Source organism: Paenibacillus sp. FSL R7-0216 (assembly GCF_037969915.1).
GTDB lineage: Bacteria > Bacillota > Bacilli > Paenibacillales > Paenibacillaceae > Fontibacillus > Fontibacillus rhizolycopersici.
Genome location: NZ_CP150222.1, coordinates 3,441,754 through 3,461,941 on the forward strand (window position 1 = coordinate 3,441,754; position 20,188 = coordinate 3,461,941).

The following is a 20,188-nucleotide window of genomic DNA, read 5'->3' on the forward strand; positions in this document are numbered from 1 at the left end:
GCTGGTATTATGGTGTGAGCTCGCTAGTTTTGATCGCTTCGACGACTTCTTCGAGTTTCATGCCTCGGGAAGCCTTAACCAAGACGACGTCCTGCGGATGCAGCAGTGAAACCAGCTTACGGATCAGTTCAGACTTATCAGTATATGCAAAAATGCAGTCCGGGTCCATCTGTTTCTTGGCTCCTTCGGCGATTTGGCGGGAGAGCGGGCCGTAAGCGAACAGCAGATCCGCCATGCCCGGCGTCAACATTTCTCCGATCCCATGATGGTACTCCAACTCAGAAGCGCCAAGCTCCAGCATATCGCCAAGCACAGCTACCTTCTTGCGGTACCCCTTCATATGATCCAAAACGCCGATTGCCGCCTTCATGGAGGTGGGACTAGCGTTATAGGCGTCATTCAGGATTGTAATGCCGCTGCGGCCGACAACGACCTCGATGCGCATCCCGGTGAGCTCCACGTTGCTGAAGCCTTCGCGGATCGCCGACTCGTTCACCTTGTAGTGACGGGCAATGGTAATTGCGGCGAGCGCGTTGGTGACGTTATGCTCACCTAAGAGCGGCAGCTCAAACGGCGGCTCCCCTTCGCTGCCATGCGGCGTAAACAATGTTCGATTGTCGGTGAAGAGAATGCCGGTTGGATAGGCGTCATTTCCCGGTTGAAGCCCAAACGTTGCTGTTTGCAGCCCTTCCGGCTTCGCAGTGGACGGCTCGGCCAACACCTGAGGGATCAGAGGTTCGTCCCCATTGTATACGAATAGCCCCCCCGCCTTCATGCCCGCCAGGATCTCCAGCTTAGCCCTTGCGATCTCCTCCCGGGAGCCGAGCTGCTGCAGGTGGGATTCACCGATGTTGGTGATCACCGCCGTTTCGGGTTCGCCCAGTTTCGAGAGCAACTCGATTTCATGACGGCCGCTCATGCCCATTTCGAGCACGACGATTTCCGTATCCTCTGGCATGGCCAGAAGCGTCAACGGAAGGCCGATATGGTTGTTAAAGTTCCCTTTGGTTTTATGCACTTTATAGGTTGTAGACAAGAGAGCGTATACCAGGTCTTTGGTTGTCGTCTTCCCATTGCTCCCGGTGATGCCGACCACCTTGGCCCCGGTTTCGGTTAAGTACGATTTGGCCAGCGCCTGCAGCGCGATCAGCGTATCGTCCACGAGTACGGCCGGACCCGGCGGCGTTCCCTTCGATCGAGCCCATAGGCAAGCGCCTGCTCCCGCCTGCAGGCAGTCCGCGGCGAAATCATGGCCGTCGAACCGTTCTCCCGCCAGCGGTACAAACAAACAGCCTTCCGTTATTTGCCGGGAGTCCGTAACCACGCCTCGCACCAGGATGCCGGCATCGCCCGCCTCTCGAATCTGTCCGCCGCACATCGCGGCAATTTCCGCTAAGTTTCTTCTAATCACTTTGCCAAACCCCTTATCGCTTCTTTTGCTACGATTCGATCATCAAAATCGAGCACCTTGGATCCGATCAATTGGTAGGTTTCATGTCCCTTCCCCGCAATCAATACTACATCCTCACGGCTTGCCATTTCAATAGCCTTTTGGATGGCTTCGCGGCGGTCGACGATCAACTCGTAACGCTCTTGATCTACGCTGTCGTCTAGCAATCCCTGCTCGATATCACGCAAAATCGCATCCGGATCTTCGGTCCGCGGATTGTCGGAGGTGACAATCACCTGCTGCGCGTATTTCGCGGCAATGCGTCCCATAATCGGTCGTTTCGTACGATCCCGGTCCCCGCCGCAGCCGAACACGCAAATGACCCGCCCTTTAGCGAATTCATTTACCGTGCGCAACACGTTCTCCAAGCCGTCCGGAGTATGTGCGTAATCGACGATCACGGCGAATTCTTGACCTTCGTCGACGGCCTCCACCCGACCCTCTACGCCTTTGACGGATTCGAGGCTAGCTTTGATCTGCTCCAGCGGAATGCCCTCCAGCAAAGCTGCGGAGATGGCCGCCAACGCATTGTAGACATTAAATTTGCCAACCATCCGCAAAGAGATATCCGTGCTGCCGCAGAACGAATCTACATGGAAGAACGTCCCCCGGGCGGTAATGGAGATGTTTGAGGCTCGCACATCCGCTTCTTGCTCCACCCCATACGTGATTACTTCCGCCGCCGTTTGTTTGGCAAAGAAAGCACTTGCCGGGTCGTCGGCGTTCAGCACCGCATAGCTGCGCTCCTCCGGGTTCTCCGCATACGTATTGCCAAGCCGGGAGAAGAACAACGCCTTGGCCCCCCGGTAGTCCTCCATCGTTTTATGATAGTCCAGATGATCCTGGGTCAAGTTCGTGAATACGGCGGTACGGAAGCGAGTGCCTTTGACACGGCCCTGGTCCAGCGCATGGGAGGATACCTCCATCACGCAATACTCTCCGCCGCCTTTGGCCATATCATGCAAATAATTTTGCAGTTCAAGCGATTCCGGCGTTGTTCCCGACATTGGATAGGTTTGCCCGGCAAACCGGCGTTGGATCGTGCCGATCAAGCCCGTTTCCCGGCCCTGATCCTGCAAAATCCGCTCAATCAGATAGGTCGTGGTCGTCTTGCCGTTCGTGCCGGTCACGCCGATCACCTTCAGACGCGAGCTCGGCGAACCGAAAAACACGCCTCCAAGCACAGCCATCGCCAGTCGGCTGTCCTTCACCTTAAGCTGAGGCAGCCCGGCGTTATCCAGCCAACGTTCCACTACAAGAGCAGTCGCGCCTTGCTCAGCAGCCTGCCGAGCATAATCATGACCATCCACGGTGTGGCCGGGAAGGCAGATAAACAGATCTCCCGGTTCTACCTTGCGCGAATCGATGGCGATCCCTGTGCAGGACGTTTCCCCATCCCCTCTGATCTGCGAAGCCATTAAATAAGTTGCCAGTTCCTTAAGCAGCATAGGATACCCCTCCGTCTTTCAACTACGTGCTCTACACACTCATTCTATATTATCACCAAAAATTGCTCAGTTCAGGAATATTATTCACTTGTGATCGGATTATGATCATGTTGTAGTTCTGCTTCAGCTTCACTGCCCATGTAGATGCGGATGGTAGAGCCCTTCTCCACCCGAGATCCCGCTTTCGGCGCTTGGTTAATGACCACGTTGCCAGCGCCGGATCTAGCTAGATTAAAGTTCATGTTCATATCCTCGTAGATCTCTTGCGTCGTGTGACCGATAAGGTCAGGCACCGTAACGATCGGGATCTCCCCATATTTGTATTTCTTCGTGACCTGCTGTTGACGCGGCGGAACCTTCATATATTCCAGCGCGTCTTCCATGATGTTACGTACGATCGGCGCTGCCACCACGCCGCCGAACTGGATGCCCTGCGGGTTATCGACTGCGGTATAAACGACGATTTGCGGATCGTCTGCCGGAGCGAAGCCGATAAACGAAACGATATGTTCATTTTGCGAATAACGTCCGTTCACGACCTTTTGCGCCGTCCCCGTTTTACCGCCGACCCGGTAACCATCGATAAACGCGTTCCCGCCTGTCCCGTTGGCTACGACGCTTTCCAGCGCCGTGCGGATCTGCTTGGAGGTCTCCTCCGAAATCACCTGCCGCACCAGCTGCGGTTTTGTCTCGGAAACGACCTCGCCCGTATCCGGATTCGTCCACGACTTGGCGACGAAAGGCTTGAACAGCTTGCCTCCGTTAATCGCCGCGGACACCGCGGTAATTTGCTGAATCGGCGTGACCGATACGCCTTGTCCGAACGAGGTTGTCGCCAGTTCGACGGGGCCAACTTGGGGCAGCTTAAACAAAATCCCGTTTTCTTCCCCATTCAGATCAATCCCTGTTTTGCTGCCGAACCCGAAGTTTTTGATATACTGGAACAGCGTTTCTTTACCCAGCCGTTGGCCTAAGGCTACGAAACCGGGGTTGCAGGAGTTCTCCACAACTTGAAGGAACGTTTGACTGCCGTGGCCGCCTTTCTTCCAGCAGCGGAGCGTCGCTCCGCCGACCTTGACGTAACCGGGATCGAAGAACCGGTCATTCAGTAGGTCGACCTTCTTCTCTTCCAATGCCGCCGCCAGTGTAATGATCTTGAACGTGGAACCTGGCTCGTAGGTCATCCAGATCGGTAAATTCCGGTTATAAACCGCCGAATCGTATTCCTGGTAGGCTCCCGGCTCGTACCCCGGTCTGGCGGCCATGCCGAGGATTTCGCCCGTCTTCGGATTCATCGCGATCGTCAGCGCCGAATCGGCTTGCAGCCGGTCCATGGCCTGATCCAGCTCGCGTTCGATAATGCTCTGGATCGTTTTGTCGATCGTCAAGTTGAGATTCAAGCCGTCCTTCGGCTCTACATATTTCTCTGAGGAGCCCGGCATTAACCGCCCGCCGGCGTCGGACAAATAAGATACGCTGCCGTTCATCCCGCTGAGTAAGCTGTCGTATTTACTTTCCACACCGGTCAACCCCTGGTTGTACCCGCCGGTAAAGCCCAAAATATGTGCGGCAAGTCCGCCAAATGGGTAGTAGCGCTTATTATCTTCAGCGACAACAATACCCGGAAGAGCCAAATCACGAATTTGCTGCGCTTTTTCCATCGTAATTTTGCGTCCGCCGGGTTGCAGCCTGACTATGGATTGTCTCTTGGTGATCGACTTCAGAACCGATTCCTCGGTCATCCCAAGCAGTGGCGCCAGGCTCTTGGCCGTTTGCTCCGGATTCTTAATCTGCACCGGAATGGCCATCACCGTTGGCGTCGTAATATTATAAGCGAGCACGTTGCCGTTACGGTCGCTGATTTCACCGCGTTTTGCCGAATAGGGAATGTTTCGGCGCCAGGAATCCTCCGCTTTGGCAGACAATTCGGCGCCTTTTCCGATTTGAACGTAGGCAAGACGTACGGCCAGAGCCGCAAACAGCAAACACAACACCATTAACAGCCAGAACAATCTTCGTCTGACGGTAAACTTGGATACTTTCACAGGTCGCCCTCCTAACCCATCCTGAAACCTCATCATGAGTGTACTCATCACATGACTATTCAGGACAACCAGGGGTTAGAACAAGCTATGGCGAGTCCTGGACCGCATTTCCGCCCGTACCATCGCCTTCTCCGCCATCGGTGCCGGTATCTTCCGTCTGTCCGTCGTCGGTAGATACTTCCTCTTTGTCAGGAGGTTCCAGTGTAAGAATGACACGTCTCCCTCCGTTTTCATTAACGACTTCCTGTGAAACGACATACCCTTCACCTTCCGCTGTGACCGGGATCTGCAGCACGGACAGCAGTTCCATCGCATCGCGCAGCGATTCGCCTTGCAGGTTCGGCACGTTGATATCCGATCCTTTCTCCGTGAGCAGGTAAACGAATTGTCCGGTTTTCAGCGTACTTCCCGCCTTAGGGAATTGGGAAATAATTTCCGTCCCTTTCCCATAAGTGGCATAGGAAATGCCGCTTGCCGTCAGCTTATCTTTCGCCTGCTGGACCGCAAGACCGCCCACGTCAGGCACCTTCGGCCCCGTAACGCTGGTCTTCAACTGCGCATCGGCCGCGCCTTCCAATTTTTTCGGAACTCCCATGTACTGCAGCGTTTGATTCACGATCTTCTTGAATACCGGAGCCGCTGCGGTTCCCCCGCCCAGCTCGGAATCCTTCGGTTCGTCGATCAAAACGATGACCGCAATTTTCGGATCGTCCACCGGCGCGTAGCCAATAAACGACACGACCTGCTTCGTATAGTCGTATTGTCCATTCACAACTTTTACCGCGGTCCCGGTCTTGCCGGCAATCCGGTAGCCGTCAATGTAGGCGTGGCGTCCGGTCCCGATCTTTTGGTCCGAGACGACCTGTTCCAAATAGGTTCCAACTTCTTTAGCCTTTTCCGGCGTGAGGATCTGTTGAACGACCTTGGGTTTGGTGTCCTGCGCTTCACCGGTTTGCGGATCCGTAATCGACTTCACGATATGGGGCTCCATCAGCTTTCCGCCGTTGGCGATCGCCGATACCGCTACGATTTGCTGCAGCGGCGTGACGAGCAGCTTGCCGTGACCGTATGCCATCGCCGCAAAGTCGGCTTGCTGTACCGGATCCACGATCCCTTTGGATTCGCCCGGAAGCTCGATGCCCGTCTTTTTGCCGAATCCAAATTGGTCAACGTAAGTTTTCAGCCTTTCCGGTCCCAGCATCTCGTAACCGAGTTTGACGAAAGCAACGTTACTGGAGCGCTTGACGCCCTCCAAATAAGTGATCTCGCCCCAACCGGATCGCTTCAAGTCATGGATGGTTTGTCCCGGTACCCGGATGCTCCCGGACATGTACGTTGCGTTCGGATTGAACAAGCCGTCCTGTACCGCTCCTGCCAAGGTCACGATTTTAAATGTGGAGCCCGGCTCGTAGACCGACTTGATCGCATGGTTGTAAAAATTCTTCTGATCGACGTCCGCCCAATACTCGTTTGGGTTATATGTAGGCATATTGGCCATGCCGAGAATTTCCATCGTGTTCGGATCGGCTGCGATCACCGTCATACTGATTGGTTGCAGCTGAGCGTAAGCTTCTATCATCGCCTGCTCGATATAATATTGAATGGTATAATCGATCGTTAACTTCAGATTATCCCCGTTTTTCGCCGGCGTATAAATCTCACTCGCCTTCGGAATTTCGATTCCGCGACCATCGCGCTTGTATTCGATCGAACCGTCAACGCCTTTCAACTGCTCGTCGTAAAAAGCTTCGAGTCCGGATACCGCCTTACCTTCACGGTCGAGATAACCCAAAACGTGGGAAGCTAAGCTTTGCTTCGGATAATAGCGTTTTTGATCCTTGATGATATAAATGCCGACGTCTTGCATGTCTTGATGTTTTTCTTTCAACTCGCCGATGAAGGCTTGTACCTGGTCTCTTAAGTCCTGGTCAATTTTCCAACCTTCATTCCGAACTTCGCGTTGCGTAAAATACTCGCCGGATTCTTTCTTGGCGTTTACGATGTCCCGCAACTCGTTCTCGTCTTTCCCGAGGACTTTGCCAAGTCCTTCAACCACCTCGTCCTGAAGGTCGTATTTGTTTAAGAGTTCAGGATTCACGGCCACCGTATAGGCCGGAGCGTCCACCGCCAAAACATCGCCGTTTCGATCGGTGATCGTTCCCCGTGTCGCCGGCAGCGGCTTTTTGGTTGACCAGAGTTCCTCTGCATGCGCCTGCCAAAAATCAGCCTGCACAACCTGCAACCAGAACGCTCTACCCATCAATACAGCAAAAAAGAGGGTAATACATCCCCCTATCAGCAGTGTTCGAAGCTTTATTCGCTTGATCATGGCAAAACCTCTTTAGACTTTATTTCTTGGCCGTAGCCACGCCATCTGCCGCAGCCGCCGTTTCGGTGCCCGCGTTGAAGCCGTTATTCTCGTCAGTTCCCGTAGGAACTTGGACGTGGAAACCTTCCACCTCAGGCTGTACATAACCGAGCTCATTCGCCTTCAACGGAATCTGCTCCTCCAGCTTTTCCTTCTGGATCGTCAATTCCTTCACTTCGGCGTTAATGGTTTGAATGTCCGTATTCAAATTAAACATTTGCCGCTTTATGTTGTAAAGTGACACATTTTGCCATAGCAATCCGCCCATGATCGCCACGCAAAACAGGACCGTCATCATATACAAAAGCTTCTCACGAACCGGCAGCGGCGATCGGCGGGTGACCACCTTCGTCGTTTCCCGATAACGCTGCGATTGATAGCTGCGTTCCGTTTGCTTCTCTTTAACTGCCAGATTCCCTCGCGTATAAGCCATTTACGATACCTCCACACCAGTTTGCAATTTCTCCGCCACGCGCAATTTCGCCGAGCGGGCCCGTGGATTATCTGCCAGTTCCCGCTCCGACGGGACTAGCGGTTTCCGATTGATTAATTTCAGTGAACCTTTGCCTCCGCACACACACATCGGAAAGTCGGGTGGGCAAGTACATTTCTCAACATAGCTAGCAAAAATCTGCTTGCAAATTCGGTCCTCAAGCGAATGGAAGGTGATGACCGAAGCCCGGCCTTCCGGCGCTAAACAGCGGATGGCCGCATGCAACCCTTCCTCGAAGGCTCCCAGCTCGTCGTTCACGGCGATGCGCAGCGCCTGAAAGCTGCGTTTGGCCGGATGTCCGCCCGTCCGCCTTGCCGCCGCCGGGATCCCTTCCTTAATCAGCTCGACAAGCTGCTCCGTCGTTTCGATTGGTTCCTGCTCGCGCCGTTCCACGATGACTCTAGCGATTCGCCTGGAAAATTTCTCTTCGCCGTATTGAAACAAAATACGAGCAATTTCACGTTCCGACCACGAATTGACGATCTCCCGCGCCGTCAGGGACGCGGACTGATCCATCCGCATATCGAGCGGCGCGTCCGCGTTATAGCTAAACCCCCGCTCCCCCTCATCAAATTGGGGAGAGGAAACGCCGAGGTCGAACAAAACGCCATCCACTTGGGGAATCCCGTTTAACTGTGGCACTCCCTCGATCTCCAGCAGTTTTTGCTCGATATAGCGAAAATTGCTTTTTACCAAAGTTAATTTGTCTGCGTAGGCTGTGAGCCGCTCTTTGGCATTGTCCAGCGCCCAGTCATCCTGGTCGAAAGCAATCAGCCTTCCGCCTGGACCCAGCTTGGACAAGATCACTGAGCTGTGACCGCCGCCCCCCAGCGTACAATCCACGTAAATGCCGTCCGGCTTGATGCGTAACCCTTCTGTCGCTTCTTCTTTGAGTACCGTGATGTGATGGAACAAGACTTACGCCCCCAAACCTGAATTCATTTTAAAGAGGTTATTCAAAAAGTCATCTTGAAAACCTGACTTATTGAACACGCGCTTAAAGATCGAAATTGAAGTCGACCAATTTTTCAGCAATTTCATTGAAAGTATCTTCCGACTGCTGGAAGTACTGCTCCCAAGTGTCTTTACTCCATATTTCTACCCGGTTTGACACGCCGAGAACAACGCAATCCTTCTCCAGCTTGGCATACTGCCTTAGACTGCCTGGCAAGTTTACCCTTCCCTGTTTATCCCATTCGCATTCCGTCGCTCCTGAGAAAAAGAAACGGGTAAATGCGCGGGCGTCGGACTTCATCAACGGCAGTGCCTTCAGCTTCTGCTCCAGGACTTCCCACTCCTGCATCGGATAAACGAAAAGACACTGGTCCAAGCCGCGGGTAACGACGAAAGAGCTGCCGAGGAGATCACGAAACTTAGCCGGTATGATAATCCGGCCTTTATCGTCAATGCTATGTTGGAATTCCCCCATAAACATTGGTGACTCACTCCTTACCTCTTTCCCCCACTTTGCACCACTTTACACCACCGTGATATGTAACTATTCCACATTGGATGAGAAAATCCTTCTATTGTTCATAATTTTTTTTGAAGTGGCGTTAGCGTGACTATTGAAGGGCGGAGCCAGCGATCGCCAAAACACGACAAAAAGGACGATCCCGGCAGATTCCTCTGCACGAGATCGTCCTAATTCTGAATTAACGGTAATTTGTAGCGTTATTTCTTTCATCATCGCCCGACTTTGCCCAAACCGGTGAATTAGCGGTACGATTTACCGTTAATTATCATCTACCGGCTGAAAAGCAATAATTAGCGGTGCAAAATACCGTTAATTCCCCCCCGATGCGACGCAGCTATAAATTCAACTCCGCTCAAGCCCCAAGGATCAACCGAATTAATGCTCTTGCCAGCTATCCAGGTAAGCGCGCTGCTCGGCGGACAATGTATCGATATTTACGCCAAGGCTTTCCAGCTTGAAGCGGGCAACTTGCTCGTCGAGCTCGTAAGGGACGTTGACGACCGTTTTGCCGATTTCCTTATAGCGGTCGTTTACGTATTTCAGGGACAACGCTTGCAGCGCAAACGTCATGTCCATGATTTCGGCTGGATGTCCGTCACCCGCAGCCAAATTGACCAAACGGCCTTCCGCGAGCAGATACATTTTGCGCCCGTCCTTCAGTTGATATTCCTCGATGTTGCGACGTACGGTGCGGATCGATACGGAACGCTCTTTAAGTTCCGGCTTGTTCACTTCCACGTCAAAATGACCCGCATTGGACAAAATAGCGCCGTCCTTCATGACATCATAGTGCTCGCCGCGGATGACATCTCGGTTACCGGTCACGGTGATGAAGAAATCGCCAACCTTCGCCGCTTCCAGCATTGGCATCACTTGGAAGCCATCCATGACGGCTTCGACCGCTTTGATCGCGTCGATTTCCGTGACGACGACGTTCGCGCCAAGGCCCTTTGCTCGCATCGCTACGCCTTTGCCGCACCAGCCGTAACCGACCACAACGACGGTTTTGCCGGCCACCACCAGATTCGTCGTCCGGTTAATTCCGTCCCACACCGATTGACCGGTTCCGTAGCGGTTGTCGAACAGATATTTGCAATAGGCGTCATTGACCGCCACCATCGGGAATTTGAGTTTTCCTTCTTTGTCCATCGCTTTCAGCCGCAAAATACCGGTCGTCGTCTCCTCAGCGCCGCCCCGTACGTTCTCCAGCAAATCCGTCCGTTCCGAGTGCAAAATCGTGACCAAATCGCCGCCATCGTCGATAATCAAATCCGGTTTTGTTTCAAGCGCTTTGATCAACAACGCCTTATATTCTTCCGGCTCAGGATTATATTTGGCATAAACCGTCACGCCATCTTCAACCAATGCCGCACAGACGTCGTCCTGCGTCGACAGCGGATTACTTCCGGTAATGGTCACCTCAGCACCGCCTGCTTGCGCGACCTTGGCCAAATAAGCCGTTTTCGCTTCCAAATGAAGCGAGATCGTGACTTTCAATCCCTTAAATGGTTGCTCGGCCTCGAATTGCTTACGAACCCGGTTCAGCACCGGCATATGGGCTTCCACCCAATCGATTTTCAAATGTCCTTCCGGGGCTAGCTTCAAGTCGGTGATGATACTGTTCTGAATTGCTTCTGAGCTCATATTCGTCTCCTCCTATAAATAAATAATTCGATGTTTGCCAGTCAACTCATAAGGAATATCCAGCAGGTCTTCGATCCAATCCATTCCGAACCGATTCAAAGTATCAAATAGATTGTAAACTCTCTCCTGCGGCTTGTTCAAAGGGAATAACGACAATTGAATCCGGTCAAAATGACGCAGGCCGGTTTCATGGATTTTCTCCATCGCATCCTTCGCCTTGCCGCGTAGGTAATCGATTTGATCGAGAATTTTGTCCCTGTTCACCGTCCCAAGTCGAGACAACCCGCTCTCGACCCCGGCTAGTTCCTCAAGGAGTGGCGCATACAGTTCCCCAAACGCAGCAACAACTTCATCGAACCGTTCGTCGACCTGCATACGCTCCTGAGCAGCGAGCCAAGCGCTCCGTTTGCGATGGAAGACCTCAGGATCCTTTACATCATTCCAGCTAAGCTCGTATTTCTTCATATGCTTCTGTATCGTCCCGTCAATCACGGTAAAAGATTCCCGGGGCAGCAGCAGCGGCATTTTCAACCCAAGCTTCTGAAACGCCTTGCGCGTAAGCCCCCAGTAGGCGATCTCGCCGGGGCCCAGCACCGAGCCTAGAACAGGAAGCAGGCTGTCTTGCATCAGCGGGCGAGTCAGTACATTATTACTGAATCGCTCCGGATGTTTCCTTAGCTCCTCCAACAATTCGTCAGCCGTAAAGGTAACCTTGCCCTTGCGGTCTTCAAACCGGTCGTTCCGCTTAAACAACAATAGACGTTCACGCTCGCTTATGTAGAACAAATTAGCCCCGTTTTCGGCCACTTCCGCGGACGGTTCGTACCCCAACCCTGCCATATCGCGTACCGTCTCATGGTAAGCCGACTCCAGCTCATCATTTTGACGGATCATCCGCTCGAACACCGGCATCTCCAGTCGGCGCAACTCAGGATCCGACGAATCCAGCAGCACCAGGCCATGCTTTCCGAATAAGGCCCCGATCAACTTGGCAAAATGCGCCGTCAAATTATCCGCATCCTCTGAACAACATCGTACCAGTTCCATGATGCCCGCCTTATGCTCGCTGTCCGGAAGCAGCTGCTCCAGTTCTGACACGGCCTTATCCCAAGCTTCGGCCTCCACCTTCGTAAAGCTAACCGGCAGCCGGTCCATCGCCCCACGGTGCATACGAATTCGACGCACTTGCAAATCCTGCGATAACACATAGGTATGATTGACCTCGTCCCAATCGTGATCCTCGCCGGCGATCCAAAATACCGGCACAACCGGGCGGTTTAACCGATCCGAAGCCGCCTTTGCCGCTTTAAGGATCGTCACCGCTTTATAGACGACGAGCAGCGGACCGGTGAATACCCCGCTCTGCTGTCCACCAACAATCACCGCTGTACCGGGCAACTCCAGTTGGCCGATCGCCCGTCCAACGGCCGGATCGGGGTTATAACGTCCGTTATATTCACGTAGTCGGGTGGCCAAAGCCTTCCGATCCACGCGTGTATGTTCCGTTTGATCTAACCACACGGCCCGTTCAGTCCAACTTTCGGACTGGCTCGGATCGCTCTCATATAATAGTTCAACCGCGGAGAACTGATTGATATATACCTCAGCCAGCGGCCCCGCGAACGAAAGTTGCTCTTGAACGACATTCATCAGGTAGCGTCCTCCTGTCTGCATCAAAACCTTCCTTGATTGTACCGGATGTCCGGCCGCTCCGTCAAAGAAATCCTTACTTTTGCGAAACTTCTAACTTTCCGTAACCATTAAGCGCAAAAAAACTCCCGCAACCGTCATTTACGGCTGCGGGAGCTCGCAGGTTCAATCAGCCTTTCTTTGGCATGGAGACGAAATGTCCTTTGGACACTTCAACCAGCTCAGAGTTGTCCAAATCGAACAATCCGCCGCCGGATGTGCCTTCTTTGCCGATCGGGCCGCTTGCGGTATCTTCTAACTGGATCCGTTTCTTGTTGGCTTCAATTTCCGGATCCGGGATCGGAATCGCGGACAAGAGCGTTTTCGTATAGGGGTGCATCGGGTTTGCATACAGTTCTTCACTATCTGCAAGTTCCACGATCCGGCCGAGGTACATTACCGCAACCCGGTCACTGATATGTTTGACCATGGACAAGTCATGCGCGATAAACAGATACGTCAATCCCAGGCGATCCTGAAGATCTTCAAGCAGGTTGACGACCTGCGCTTGGATGGATACGTCGAGCGCCGAGATCGGTTCATCGCAGATGATGAACTTCGGATTTACCGCAAGCGCGCGGGCAATCCCGATCCGTTGACGTTGACCCCCGGAGAACTCGTGCGGATAACGCGTTGCATGGTCCGGGTTCAAACCAACCATATCGAGCAACTCTTCGACCCGTTTTTTGCGTTCCGCGTGAGAACCGGCCATCCCGTGAATATCCAACGCTTCGCCGATGATATCCGTAACGGTAAAGCGCGGATTCAGCGATGCATATGGATCCTGGAAGATCATCTGCATATCGCGGCGCATGGCCTTCATCTTCTTCGGCGACAATTGGTTGATATCCACGCCGTTAAAGCGGACACTGCCGGCTGTCGGTTCATACAAACGAAGGATCGTACGGCCTGCGGTCGATTTACCGCAACCCGATTCACCAACGAGGCCAAGCGTTTCGCCTTCAGCGATCGAAAAGCTAATATCGTTGACGGCTTTCAGAACGTTGCCGCCGCCGACATTAAAGTATTTTTTCAAACCTTCAACTTCAATCAAGGTTTTGCCTTTGCTCATGACGACTGTACCTCCTTGGCCATCGGATGAAGATCCCAGCAGCGAGCCGTATGCGTCTCGCTGAATACGGTCGCGCTTGGATCGATGCGTTCGCAAATCTTCATCGCCTGGTCGCAGCGAGCAGCGAAAGGACAACCGATTGGCGGCTTAATCAAATCCGGTGGCGTGCCGATAATTGGAATAAGCGGTTCGCCTTTCTTTTGGTCCAAACGAGGCATCGAACGGAGCAAACCTTTTGTATAAGGATGCTGCGGGTTCTTAAAGATCTCCCATTTCGTCCCGGTTTCCACCACTTCCCCGGCATACATAACGATAACGCGGTCACACATGCCTGCCACGACACCAAGGTCATGGGTGATCAGAATGATGGAAGTTCCAAGCCGGGATTGCATTTCTTTCATCACGTCCATGATTTGGGCCTGGATCGTAACGTCGAGCGCCGTCGTCGGTTCATCCGCGATCAGCAGTGAAGGCCGGCAAGCCAGGGCAATGGCGATCATAACACGCTGCCGCATGCCCCCGGAGAATTCGTGTGGATATTGGTTAAAGCGGGCTTCCGCATTCTTGATGCCAACAAGCTTGAGCATTTCGACAGCCTGTTTCTTCGCTTCGCCCGCTGACATATTCTGATGTTTGATTAATACTTCAGTAATTTGTCGGCCTACTTTGATCGTAGGATTCAAGGAGGTCATCGGGTCCTGAAATATCATGCCAATATCTTTCCCGCGGATCGATTCCATTTGCTTATCGCTTTTCTTCAATAGGTCTTGCCCTTGAAAAACAATTTCACCTTGTTTAATGATGGAAGGAGGGGATGGAATCAGGCGCATAATCGTTTGGGCCGTGACGCTTTTGCCGCTGCCGGATTCGCCGACGATCGCAACCGTTTCACCTTTCCCCACTTCAAAGTTCATGCCGCGGACGGCCTTCACTTCTCCACCTTTGACTTGGAAGGAAACATGCAAATCTTTGACTTGTAAAATCGGCTCCATTCATTCCACCTCCTATTTCTTCAATTTAGGATCCAGCGCGTCGCGAAGACCGTCGCCAAAAATGTTAAACGATAACATGGTCAAGCTGATCAGAATTGCTGGGAACAGCATACGCCATGGGTAGTACAACCAACCGGTCAGCGCATCGTTGATCATCGAACCCAGCGAAGCAACCGGAGCCTGTACGCCCAGACCAAGGAAGCTTAAGAACGCTTCGGCGAAAATCGCGTTTGGCACGGACAACGTGACCGTAACGATGATCGGGCCCACCGCATTCGGCAACAGGTGGCGGAACAACAAGCGTCCATGGCCTGCGCCCATCGAGCGGGAAGCGAGCACGTATTCGCGGTTTTTCAACTGCATAATTTCACCGCGCACGATCCATGACATGTTAATCCAGCCGGTAATCGTTAATGCCAGGATAATTGTCCCCAAACTTGGCTCCATCACGACCAGCAAAAGAATCGTAACGAGCAGGTAAGGAATGGAGTACAGGATTTCAGAAAACTTATTCATAATTTCATCGACACGGCCGCCATAGTAGCCCATGATACCGCCGTAAATGACGCCAATCAACAGGTCGATACAGGCTGCAGCCAAACCGACGATCAGGGAAATGCGCGCCCCCATCCAGGTCCGGATGAACATATCGCGACCGAGGTCGTCCGTTCCAAACCAATGCGTAGCCGAGGGGCCTTTGTTGGTATACAAGAGATCGTTCGAATAATAGTTATAGCCGTAAATCTTGCCGACGAGCCAAGGAGCGATAATCGCGGTTAGCGTAATCAACGCCAAGATGATCAAAGCCGTCATCGCCAGCTTGTTGCTGCGTAACCGTTGCCAAGCGTCGCGCCAGGCGGATATACTTTCGCGTTGGATCACTTCGGCTTCTTTCTCGTCCGTGCCGATTTTGCGAAAATCGTCCGCGGTTAGATCGGCTGGAGTCGGCATCATTTTGATCGGATTCGATTCCATGCGCATTATCCCTCCTTCCCTTTCGAAAGTTTAATTCTTGGATCCACGATCACATAGAGAATATCTGTGATGAAACGAGCCAACATCAGCAATACGCCATAGAAGATCGTAATCCCCATAATCAGCGGATAATCGCGGACGCTGATCGCTTGCACGAACTGTTTGCCAATGCCGCCGATCCCGAAGATTTGTTCAATTACCACAGAACCGGTAACAATGTTCGCGGTCATCGGTCCCATATAGGTGATGACCGGCATAATGCCGTTGCGGATCACGTGGCGGAACAGGATAGCCATCCAACCGAGGCCTTTTGCCTTGGCGGTTTTGATATAATCGGCATGCAAGACCTCCAGCATGCTAGAGCGGGTTAACCTCGCGATAAACGCAATCGGTTGCGCGGTTAGGGCCGCCACCGGTAACACGTAATACAACGGTCCCTTAAAGCCCATCGTCGGCAACCAGTGCAACTTCGAAGCGAATACATATTGCAGCAAAGAAGCGACGACAAAGCTCGGCACCGCGATGCCCAGCACCGCTAACACCATCGCCACATTGTCAATCAATTTGCGATGATACAGCGCTGCCAGCATACCAAGTACCACCCCGACAACTAACGCGACGACGATAGCTACGGCTCCCAGCTTCAAGGACGCTGAAAACGTTTGACCGATAATGTGGGAAACATCCTGATTGATCTGTTTCATGGAAATTCCCAAATCGCCCTGCGCAATCTCACCCAAATATTTCAGATACTGCTGATAAACGGGCTTATCGAGTCCCAGCTGTTCAACTAGTCGTTCTTTGATTGCCGGTGGCACCTGCTTCTCCGATGTCAGGGGGCTCCCCGGAATGGCTTTCATCAGAAAGAAGGTCGCCGAAATGAGTATAAACAGCGAAACCAACATATAGAAAAACTTATTGGCAATATAACGCACCATGCCCGTTCACACCTCCTTCTTATAAATTTCGACATATATCGATTTTAGGTGAAAAAAACCACTTTGTCTATTCCATATAATTGTATAAGGACGAAATGCTTGGAAGAAATCCGCGCACAAAAAAAACGGGATATATATGGAATACCCACATATATATCCCGAAATTCCTATGAAGTTTGATACTTACCGATTAATGCTCCAACAGGTAAGCGCGGCTGTAATCGATCGCGCCACTGAAGTCCAATACTACGCCTTTCAGGTACGGTTTCGTAGCCGAAACGTTCGTGTAGTAGTAGAGCGGCATCAGGACTTGATTGTCCTTCATCAAGATTTCTTCGGCTCTTGCGAAGTTTGCATCGCGTTTCGCCATATCGTCACTAGTTTTCGCTTCTTGGATCAGCTTGTCATACTCTTCATTCGAGAAACCAGTGTCGTTGTTACCGCCGCCTGTTACCCACATATCCAAGTAAGTCATCGGATCGTTGTAGTCAGCACTCCAACCAGCACGAGCGACTTGGTAGTTCAAGTTTTGACGGTTTTCGATGAAAACGGCCCATTCTTGGTTTTCCGATTTCACGTCAACGCCCAGGTTTTTCTTCCACATGTCAGCAACTGCCAAAGCGATTTTCTTGTGAGCTTCACTGGAGTTGTAGATCAAAGTGATTTCAGGAAGTTTGGTGTAGCCTTCTTCTTTCATCCCTTGTTCCAAAAGCTTCTTCGCTTCTTCCAGGTTCTCTGTGAAGTAGTCGTCTTTGTGCTCATTACGATATTCATCGTTAACGCCTTTGATACCCGGAGGTACAAAACCAAATGCCGGTACTTGACCGCCAAGTGTTACATTATCAACAATTGCTTGACGATCGACAGCCATCGAGAATGCTCTGCGGATATTCACGTTGTCGAACGGTTTCGCCGTTACGTTAAATTCATAGTAGTACGTACTGGAAATACCTTTGATTTCCAATTCATCTTTCAATTGATCCTTCAGGATCGGGATTTGGTCGGTCGGAATTTCACCGTTAGGCGCACCGGCACGATCCAATTCGTTGTTTTGGTAAGATGCCAGCTCAGTCGCGCTGCTGTTTACCAAGGACATCGTAACTTTGCTCAACTTGATGTTAGCTGCATCCCAGTAGCTTTCATTCTTGGTCACTTCGATCGTTTGACCCTTCACCCAGTTGGTCAAGGTGAACGCACCGTTCACGATCATTTTGCTTTGGTCAACCGCCCATTTCGGGTCATCCTTCACGGATTGGTGAACCGGATACAACGTATAGAAAGAAGTCAAGCCCAGGAAGTACGGTGTCGGAGATACCAGATCAACTTCCAGCGTGTAGTCGTCAACTGCTTTAACGCCGACTTGGCTGAAATCCGTAACTTTTCCTTCATTATATTCTTGACCGTTTTTCAGGTACCACAATTGGTATGCATAAGGTGCAGCCGGATCTGTCTTCGGGCTCAGGACGCGTTCCCATGCGAAGACGAAATCGTTCGCGGTTACAGGGTCGCCATTGCTCCATTTCGCGTCTTTACGCAGGTGGAACGTATACTTCGTACCGTCGATGTCCCAGCTTTCAGCTGCAGCGGGGATGACTTGACCAGATTCGTCCTGGCGCGTAAGTCCTTCGTACATCAACTTCAGAACGGTGTTGGCTTGGCTGTCTTGAGCTTGAGCCGGGTCGAATGTTGGCGGCTCCGCGCTCAGGTTAATTCTAAGCGTTTGATCCGCGGCCAATTTCTCTCCACCGCTGTTGCCACTGTCGGAAGCCGTATTGCCTCCGTTAGCTGCGCCGTTATTGGCAGCGCCATTGTTCCCGCCGTTCGAACCGCATGCGGCAAGCAAAGTGCCGACTGCAAGAACGAGCGTCAGAAGAAGCAAAAGACTTTTACTCTTCTTCATCTAGCAATATCCCCCTTAAAATGTTTTGGTATATGTTTTTAGATTATACAACCAGCGGTCAAAAAAATCCAACATAAATTTAAAGATTTTTCGCGCGATTTGATAAATTCAGCGCTTTTCTTTAACAAAATAGTCCAATATACAATATTGACATTTGTTTTCCTTAACAATTAACCAAAGATGTCATTCATTTATTCGGTATTCACCTGTATCCGTAGTTTGATCTATGCCGCTGTAATATATGTAATGAAGCTAATCAAAAATAACAGGACATAAGCCGCACCGGTTCCCGCAAACGCCAGGCGCCAAACTACGCGAAACAGCTTACGACCGTCAACCTTCCCCTTCAGGCGAGTCTGTGCGCCGCCAATCAACCCTCCGACAACCAGCAGAATGATGAGAATGAGATAGAAGCCAAAGGTTGAATGAAACACGTTATTGAACAACGCGGATACTGAAAAGATCAGAAACAGCGTCGTCACGTCCATAGCTAGCTTCAGCGCCGCTTTTTTATCCCGTCTCACTTGGAAATGAATGAAATAAACCAGCCCAAAAGGAATGATTGGGATCATGGCCAACACGATAAAGGAAGAGACCAACGCTTCCAAAGCCCCACCTCCACATCAATTTGTAATTAAAAAGATGACTTGCCAAGTAAGTAACTATATTTTTATATTCATGTCAGGTTATAATGCGCGGACCAGCCGCCATACCATTTCATGACCGGGGGCTGAAATCCCCTTGGTTTGTGCCATTTCGACCAATCGCCCGTTAATATAATCGATTTCCGTCGGCGTGCCCTGTTGCACATCCTTTAACATCGATGAGATATTGGTGGTTGTTGCCCGGCATACCTCTACGATTTGATCAAACATGTCATTATCGCAGGGAATCCCGTTGGAGTTATAGATTGCAGTACCTTCCTCGCATAACTGCCGCAGCAGGAGGAGTCGCTCCTCTTTTTCAAGCAACTGTCCGTTCGCAACCCTCCATAGAGCTGTTAACGGATTGATGACGGCATTGATCAGTAGCTTCTTATAGATTTCCCTCTCGATGTCTTTCGACAAAAGGGCGGTAAATCCTGCTGTCTCAAGCATTTTTACCAAACTTTCTCCATACCCGACTTGATCGTGCGAGCTACCGCTCTCGCCAATTTGCGTTGTCCCATGGCCGGCCCTGACGACGCTATATTCGTTTATCCGTTTCGCGCCTTCCGTCGTGATCGCCGCATATACCGGTACGCCAGGCAATGCGCTGCGAATCAACTCCATGTGTCCTACTCCATTTTGAAAACACACGACCTTCGTCTCCGGACCCGCAAGTTGGCCGACGGAATTCAGCAGCTTGGTATCCAGATGCCGTTGTTTTGTCGTTAGTAGCAGCCAATCGGCTCGTTTGGCGATCTCGATCGAACCGCTTTCTTCCATATAATAAGCTTCGAATTGATTTCCCTCTACGTTGAATGAGGTCCCGTTCGGTTCGTCGAGCCGGATTCCTTCCTGCTTCAGCGAAATGGCTTGCTCGGGAGTCCTTGTCCAAAATCGAACGGACTCGCCGGACGACGCTAGCTTGCCACCAAAAAGCAACCCCAGCGCCCCTGCGCCAATAATATCAAATTGCATTGAAGCTCCACGTCCTTTCTTTCCTCCTATTCCCTTTATACCAAACCCTTCCCCTAAAACACAAAACTCCTGCCG

General features: G+C 51.7%; 16 protein-coding genes. All 16 read right to left on the minus strand.

The window, feature by feature from the left end; translation table 11 throughout:
- Positions 1–7: 7 nt before the first annotated feature.
- The 16 genes from murF to MKZ15_RS15925 all read right to left on the minus strand — a co-directional run bounded on the left by murF (position 8) and on the right by MKZ15_RS15925 (position 20,113).
- A complete protein-coding gene (gene murF, locus MKZ15_RS15850) occupies positions 8–1,411 on the minus strand; it encodes a UDP-N-acetylmuramoyl-tripeptide--D-alanyl-D-alanine ligase (RefSeq protein WP_339816881.1) in 1,404 nt (467 codons plus the stop codon).
- Positions 1,408–2,898, minus strand: a complete 1,491-nt coding sequence (locus tag MKZ15_RS15855; RefSeq protein WP_339816883.1) for a UDP-N-acetylmuramoyl-L-alanyl-D-glutamate--2,6-diaminopimelate ligase — start codon at positions 2,896–2,898, stop codon at positions 1,408–1,410. Before MKZ15_RS15855 ends, murF begins: the two co-directional genes overlap by 4 nt.
- A gap of 80 nt (positions 2,899–2,978) precedes the next feature.
- The gene (locus MKZ15_RS15860) at positions 2,979–4,943 is read right to left on the minus strand and encodes a stage V sporulation protein D (protein WP_213622614.1); all 1,965 of its coding nucleotides are present in this window, start codon (positions 4,941–4,943) and stop codon (positions 2,979–2,981) included.
- 85 nt (positions 4,944–5,028) lie between these two features.
- Positions 5,029–7,272 (minus strand): penicillin-binding transpeptidase domain-containing protein, encoded by a 2,244-nt coding sequence (locus tag MKZ15_RS15865; RefSeq protein WP_339816884.1) that lies wholly within the window; start codon positions 7,270–7,272, stop codon positions 5,029–5,031.
- A gap of 19 nt (positions 7,273–7,291) precedes the next feature.
- Entirely contained in the window at positions 7,292–7,744 is a 453-nt protein-coding gene (locus MKZ15_RS15870; RefSeq protein WP_339816885.1) for a hypothetical protein, read from the minus strand.
- Positions 7,745–8,719, minus strand: a complete 975-nt coding sequence (gene rsmH, locus MKZ15_RS15875) for a 16S rRNA (cytosine(1402)-N(4))-methyltransferase RsmH (RefSeq protein ID WP_213622616.1) — start codon at positions 8,717–8,719, stop codon at positions 7,745–7,747. It abuts the gene before it with no gap.
- A gap of 82 nt (positions 8,720–8,801) precedes the next feature.
- Positions 8,802–9,239, minus strand: coding sequence for a division/cell wall cluster transcriptional repressor MraZ (gene mraZ, locus MKZ15_RS15880; protein WP_155607758.1), 438 nt, complete (start codon positions 9,237–9,239; stop codon positions 8,802–8,804).
- A 417-nt stretch (positions 9,240–9,656) separates the two neighbouring features.
- Positions 9,657–10,925 carry an adenosylhomocysteinase gene (locus MKZ15_RS15885; RefSeq protein WP_339816887.1) on the minus strand — a complete coding sequence of 423 codons (1,269 nt, stop codon included), beginning with the start codon at positions 10,923–10,925 and terminating at the stop codon, positions 9,657–9,659.
- Between the two features lie 12 nt (positions 10,926–10,937).
- A complete protein-coding gene (gene bshC, locus MKZ15_RS15890; protein WP_193416361.1) occupies positions 10,938–12,575 on the minus strand; it encodes a bacillithiol biosynthesis cysteine-adding enzyme BshC in 1,638 nt (545 codons plus the stop codon).
- 169 nt (positions 12,576–12,744) lie between these two features.
- The gene (locus MKZ15_RS15895; RefSeq protein WP_155607761.1) at positions 12,745–13,686 is read right to left on the minus strand and encodes an ATP-binding cassette domain-containing protein; all 942 of its coding nucleotides are present in this window, start codon (positions 13,684–13,686) and stop codon (positions 12,745–12,747) included.
- The gene (locus tag MKZ15_RS15900; protein ID WP_155607762.1) at positions 13,683–14,678 is read right to left on the minus strand and encodes an ABC transporter ATP-binding protein; all 996 of its coding nucleotides are present in this window, start codon (positions 14,676–14,678) and stop codon (positions 13,683–13,685) included. Before MKZ15_RS15900 ends, MKZ15_RS15895 begins: the two co-directional genes overlap by 4 nt.
- Positions 14,679–14,690: 12 nt before the next feature.
- Positions 14,691–15,653, minus strand: coding sequence for an ABC transporter permease (locus MKZ15_RS15905; RefSeq protein ID WP_155607763.1), 963 nt, complete (start codon positions 15,651–15,653; stop codon positions 14,691–14,693).
- 5 nt (positions 15,654–15,658) lie between these two features.
- The gene (locus MKZ15_RS15910) at positions 15,659–16,591 is read right to left on the minus strand and encodes an ABC transporter permease (protein WP_155607764.1); all 933 of its coding nucleotides are present in this window, start codon (positions 16,589–16,591) and stop codon (positions 15,659–15,661) included.
- A gap of 190 nt (positions 16,592–16,781) precedes the next feature.
- Positions 16,782–18,491 (minus strand): peptide ABC transporter substrate-binding protein, encoded by a 1,710-nt coding sequence (locus MKZ15_RS15915; protein ID WP_339816891.1) that lies wholly within the window; start codon positions 18,489–18,491, stop codon positions 16,782–16,784.
- Positions 18,492–18,715: 224 nt separating this feature from the next.
- Positions 18,716–19,099 (minus strand): DUF3397 domain-containing protein, encoded by a 384-nt coding sequence (locus MKZ15_RS15920; protein WP_206106935.1) that lies wholly within the window; start codon positions 19,097–19,099, stop codon positions 18,716–18,718.
- Positions 19,100–19,177: 78 nt separating this feature from the next.
- Positions 19,178–20,113 (minus strand): 2-dehydropantoate 2-reductase, encoded by a 936-nt coding sequence (locus MKZ15_RS15925; RefSeq protein ID WP_339816894.1) that lies wholly within the window; start codon positions 20,111–20,113, stop codon positions 19,178–19,180.
- Positions 20,114–20,188: the final 75 nt, after the last annotated feature.

Bases quoted from the DNA above. Each gene is read 5' to 3' on its own strand.
- MKZ15_RS15855 (WP_339816883.1), bottom strand. From the start codon at position 2,898: ATGCTGCTTAAGGAACTGGCAACTTATTTAATGGCTTCGCAGATCAGA.
- MKZ15_RS15865 (WP_339816884.1), bottom strand. From the start codon at position 7,272: ATGATCAAGCGAATAAAGCTTCGAACACTGCTGATAGGGGGATGTATT.
- MKZ15_RS15870 (WP_339816885.1), bottom strand. From the start codon at position 7,744: ATGGCTTATACGCGAGGGAATCTGGCAGTTAAAGAGAAGCAAACGGAA.
- mraZ (WP_155607758.1), bottom strand. From the start codon at position 9,239: ATGTTTATGGGGGAATTCCAACATAGCATTGACGATAAAGGCCGGATT.
- MKZ15_RS15885 (WP_339816887.1), bottom strand. From the start codon at position 10,925: ATGAGCTCAGAAGCAATTCAGAACAGTATCATCACCGACTTGAAGCTA.
- bshC (WP_193416361.1), bottom strand. From the start codon at position 12,575: ATGAATGTCGTTCAAGAGCAACTTTCGTTCGCGGGGCCGCTGGCTGAG.
- MKZ15_RS15895 (WP_155607761.1), bottom strand. From the start codon at position 13,686: ATGAGCAAAGGCAAAACCTTGATTGAAGTTGAAGGTTTGAAAAAATAC.
- MKZ15_RS15900 (WP_155607762.1), bottom strand. From the start codon at position 14,678: ATGGAGCCGATTTTACAAGTCAAAGATTTGCATGTTTCCTTCCAAGTC.
- MKZ15_RS15905 (WP_155607763.1), bottom strand. From the start codon at position 15,653: ATGGAATCGAATCCGATCAAAATGATGCCGACTCCAGCCGATCTAACC.
- MKZ15_RS15910 (WP_155607764.1), bottom strand. From the start codon at position 16,591: ATGGTGCGTTATATTGCCAATAAGTTTTTCTATATGTTGGTTTCGCTG.
- MKZ15_RS15915 (WP_339816891.1), bottom strand. From the start codon at position 18,491: ATGAAGAAGAGTAAAAGTCTTTTGCTTCTTCTGACGCTCGTTCTTGCA.
- MKZ15_RS15925 (WP_339816894.1), bottom strand. From the start codon at position 20,113: ATGCAATTTGATATTATTGGCGCAGGGGCGCTGGGGTTGCTTTTTGGT.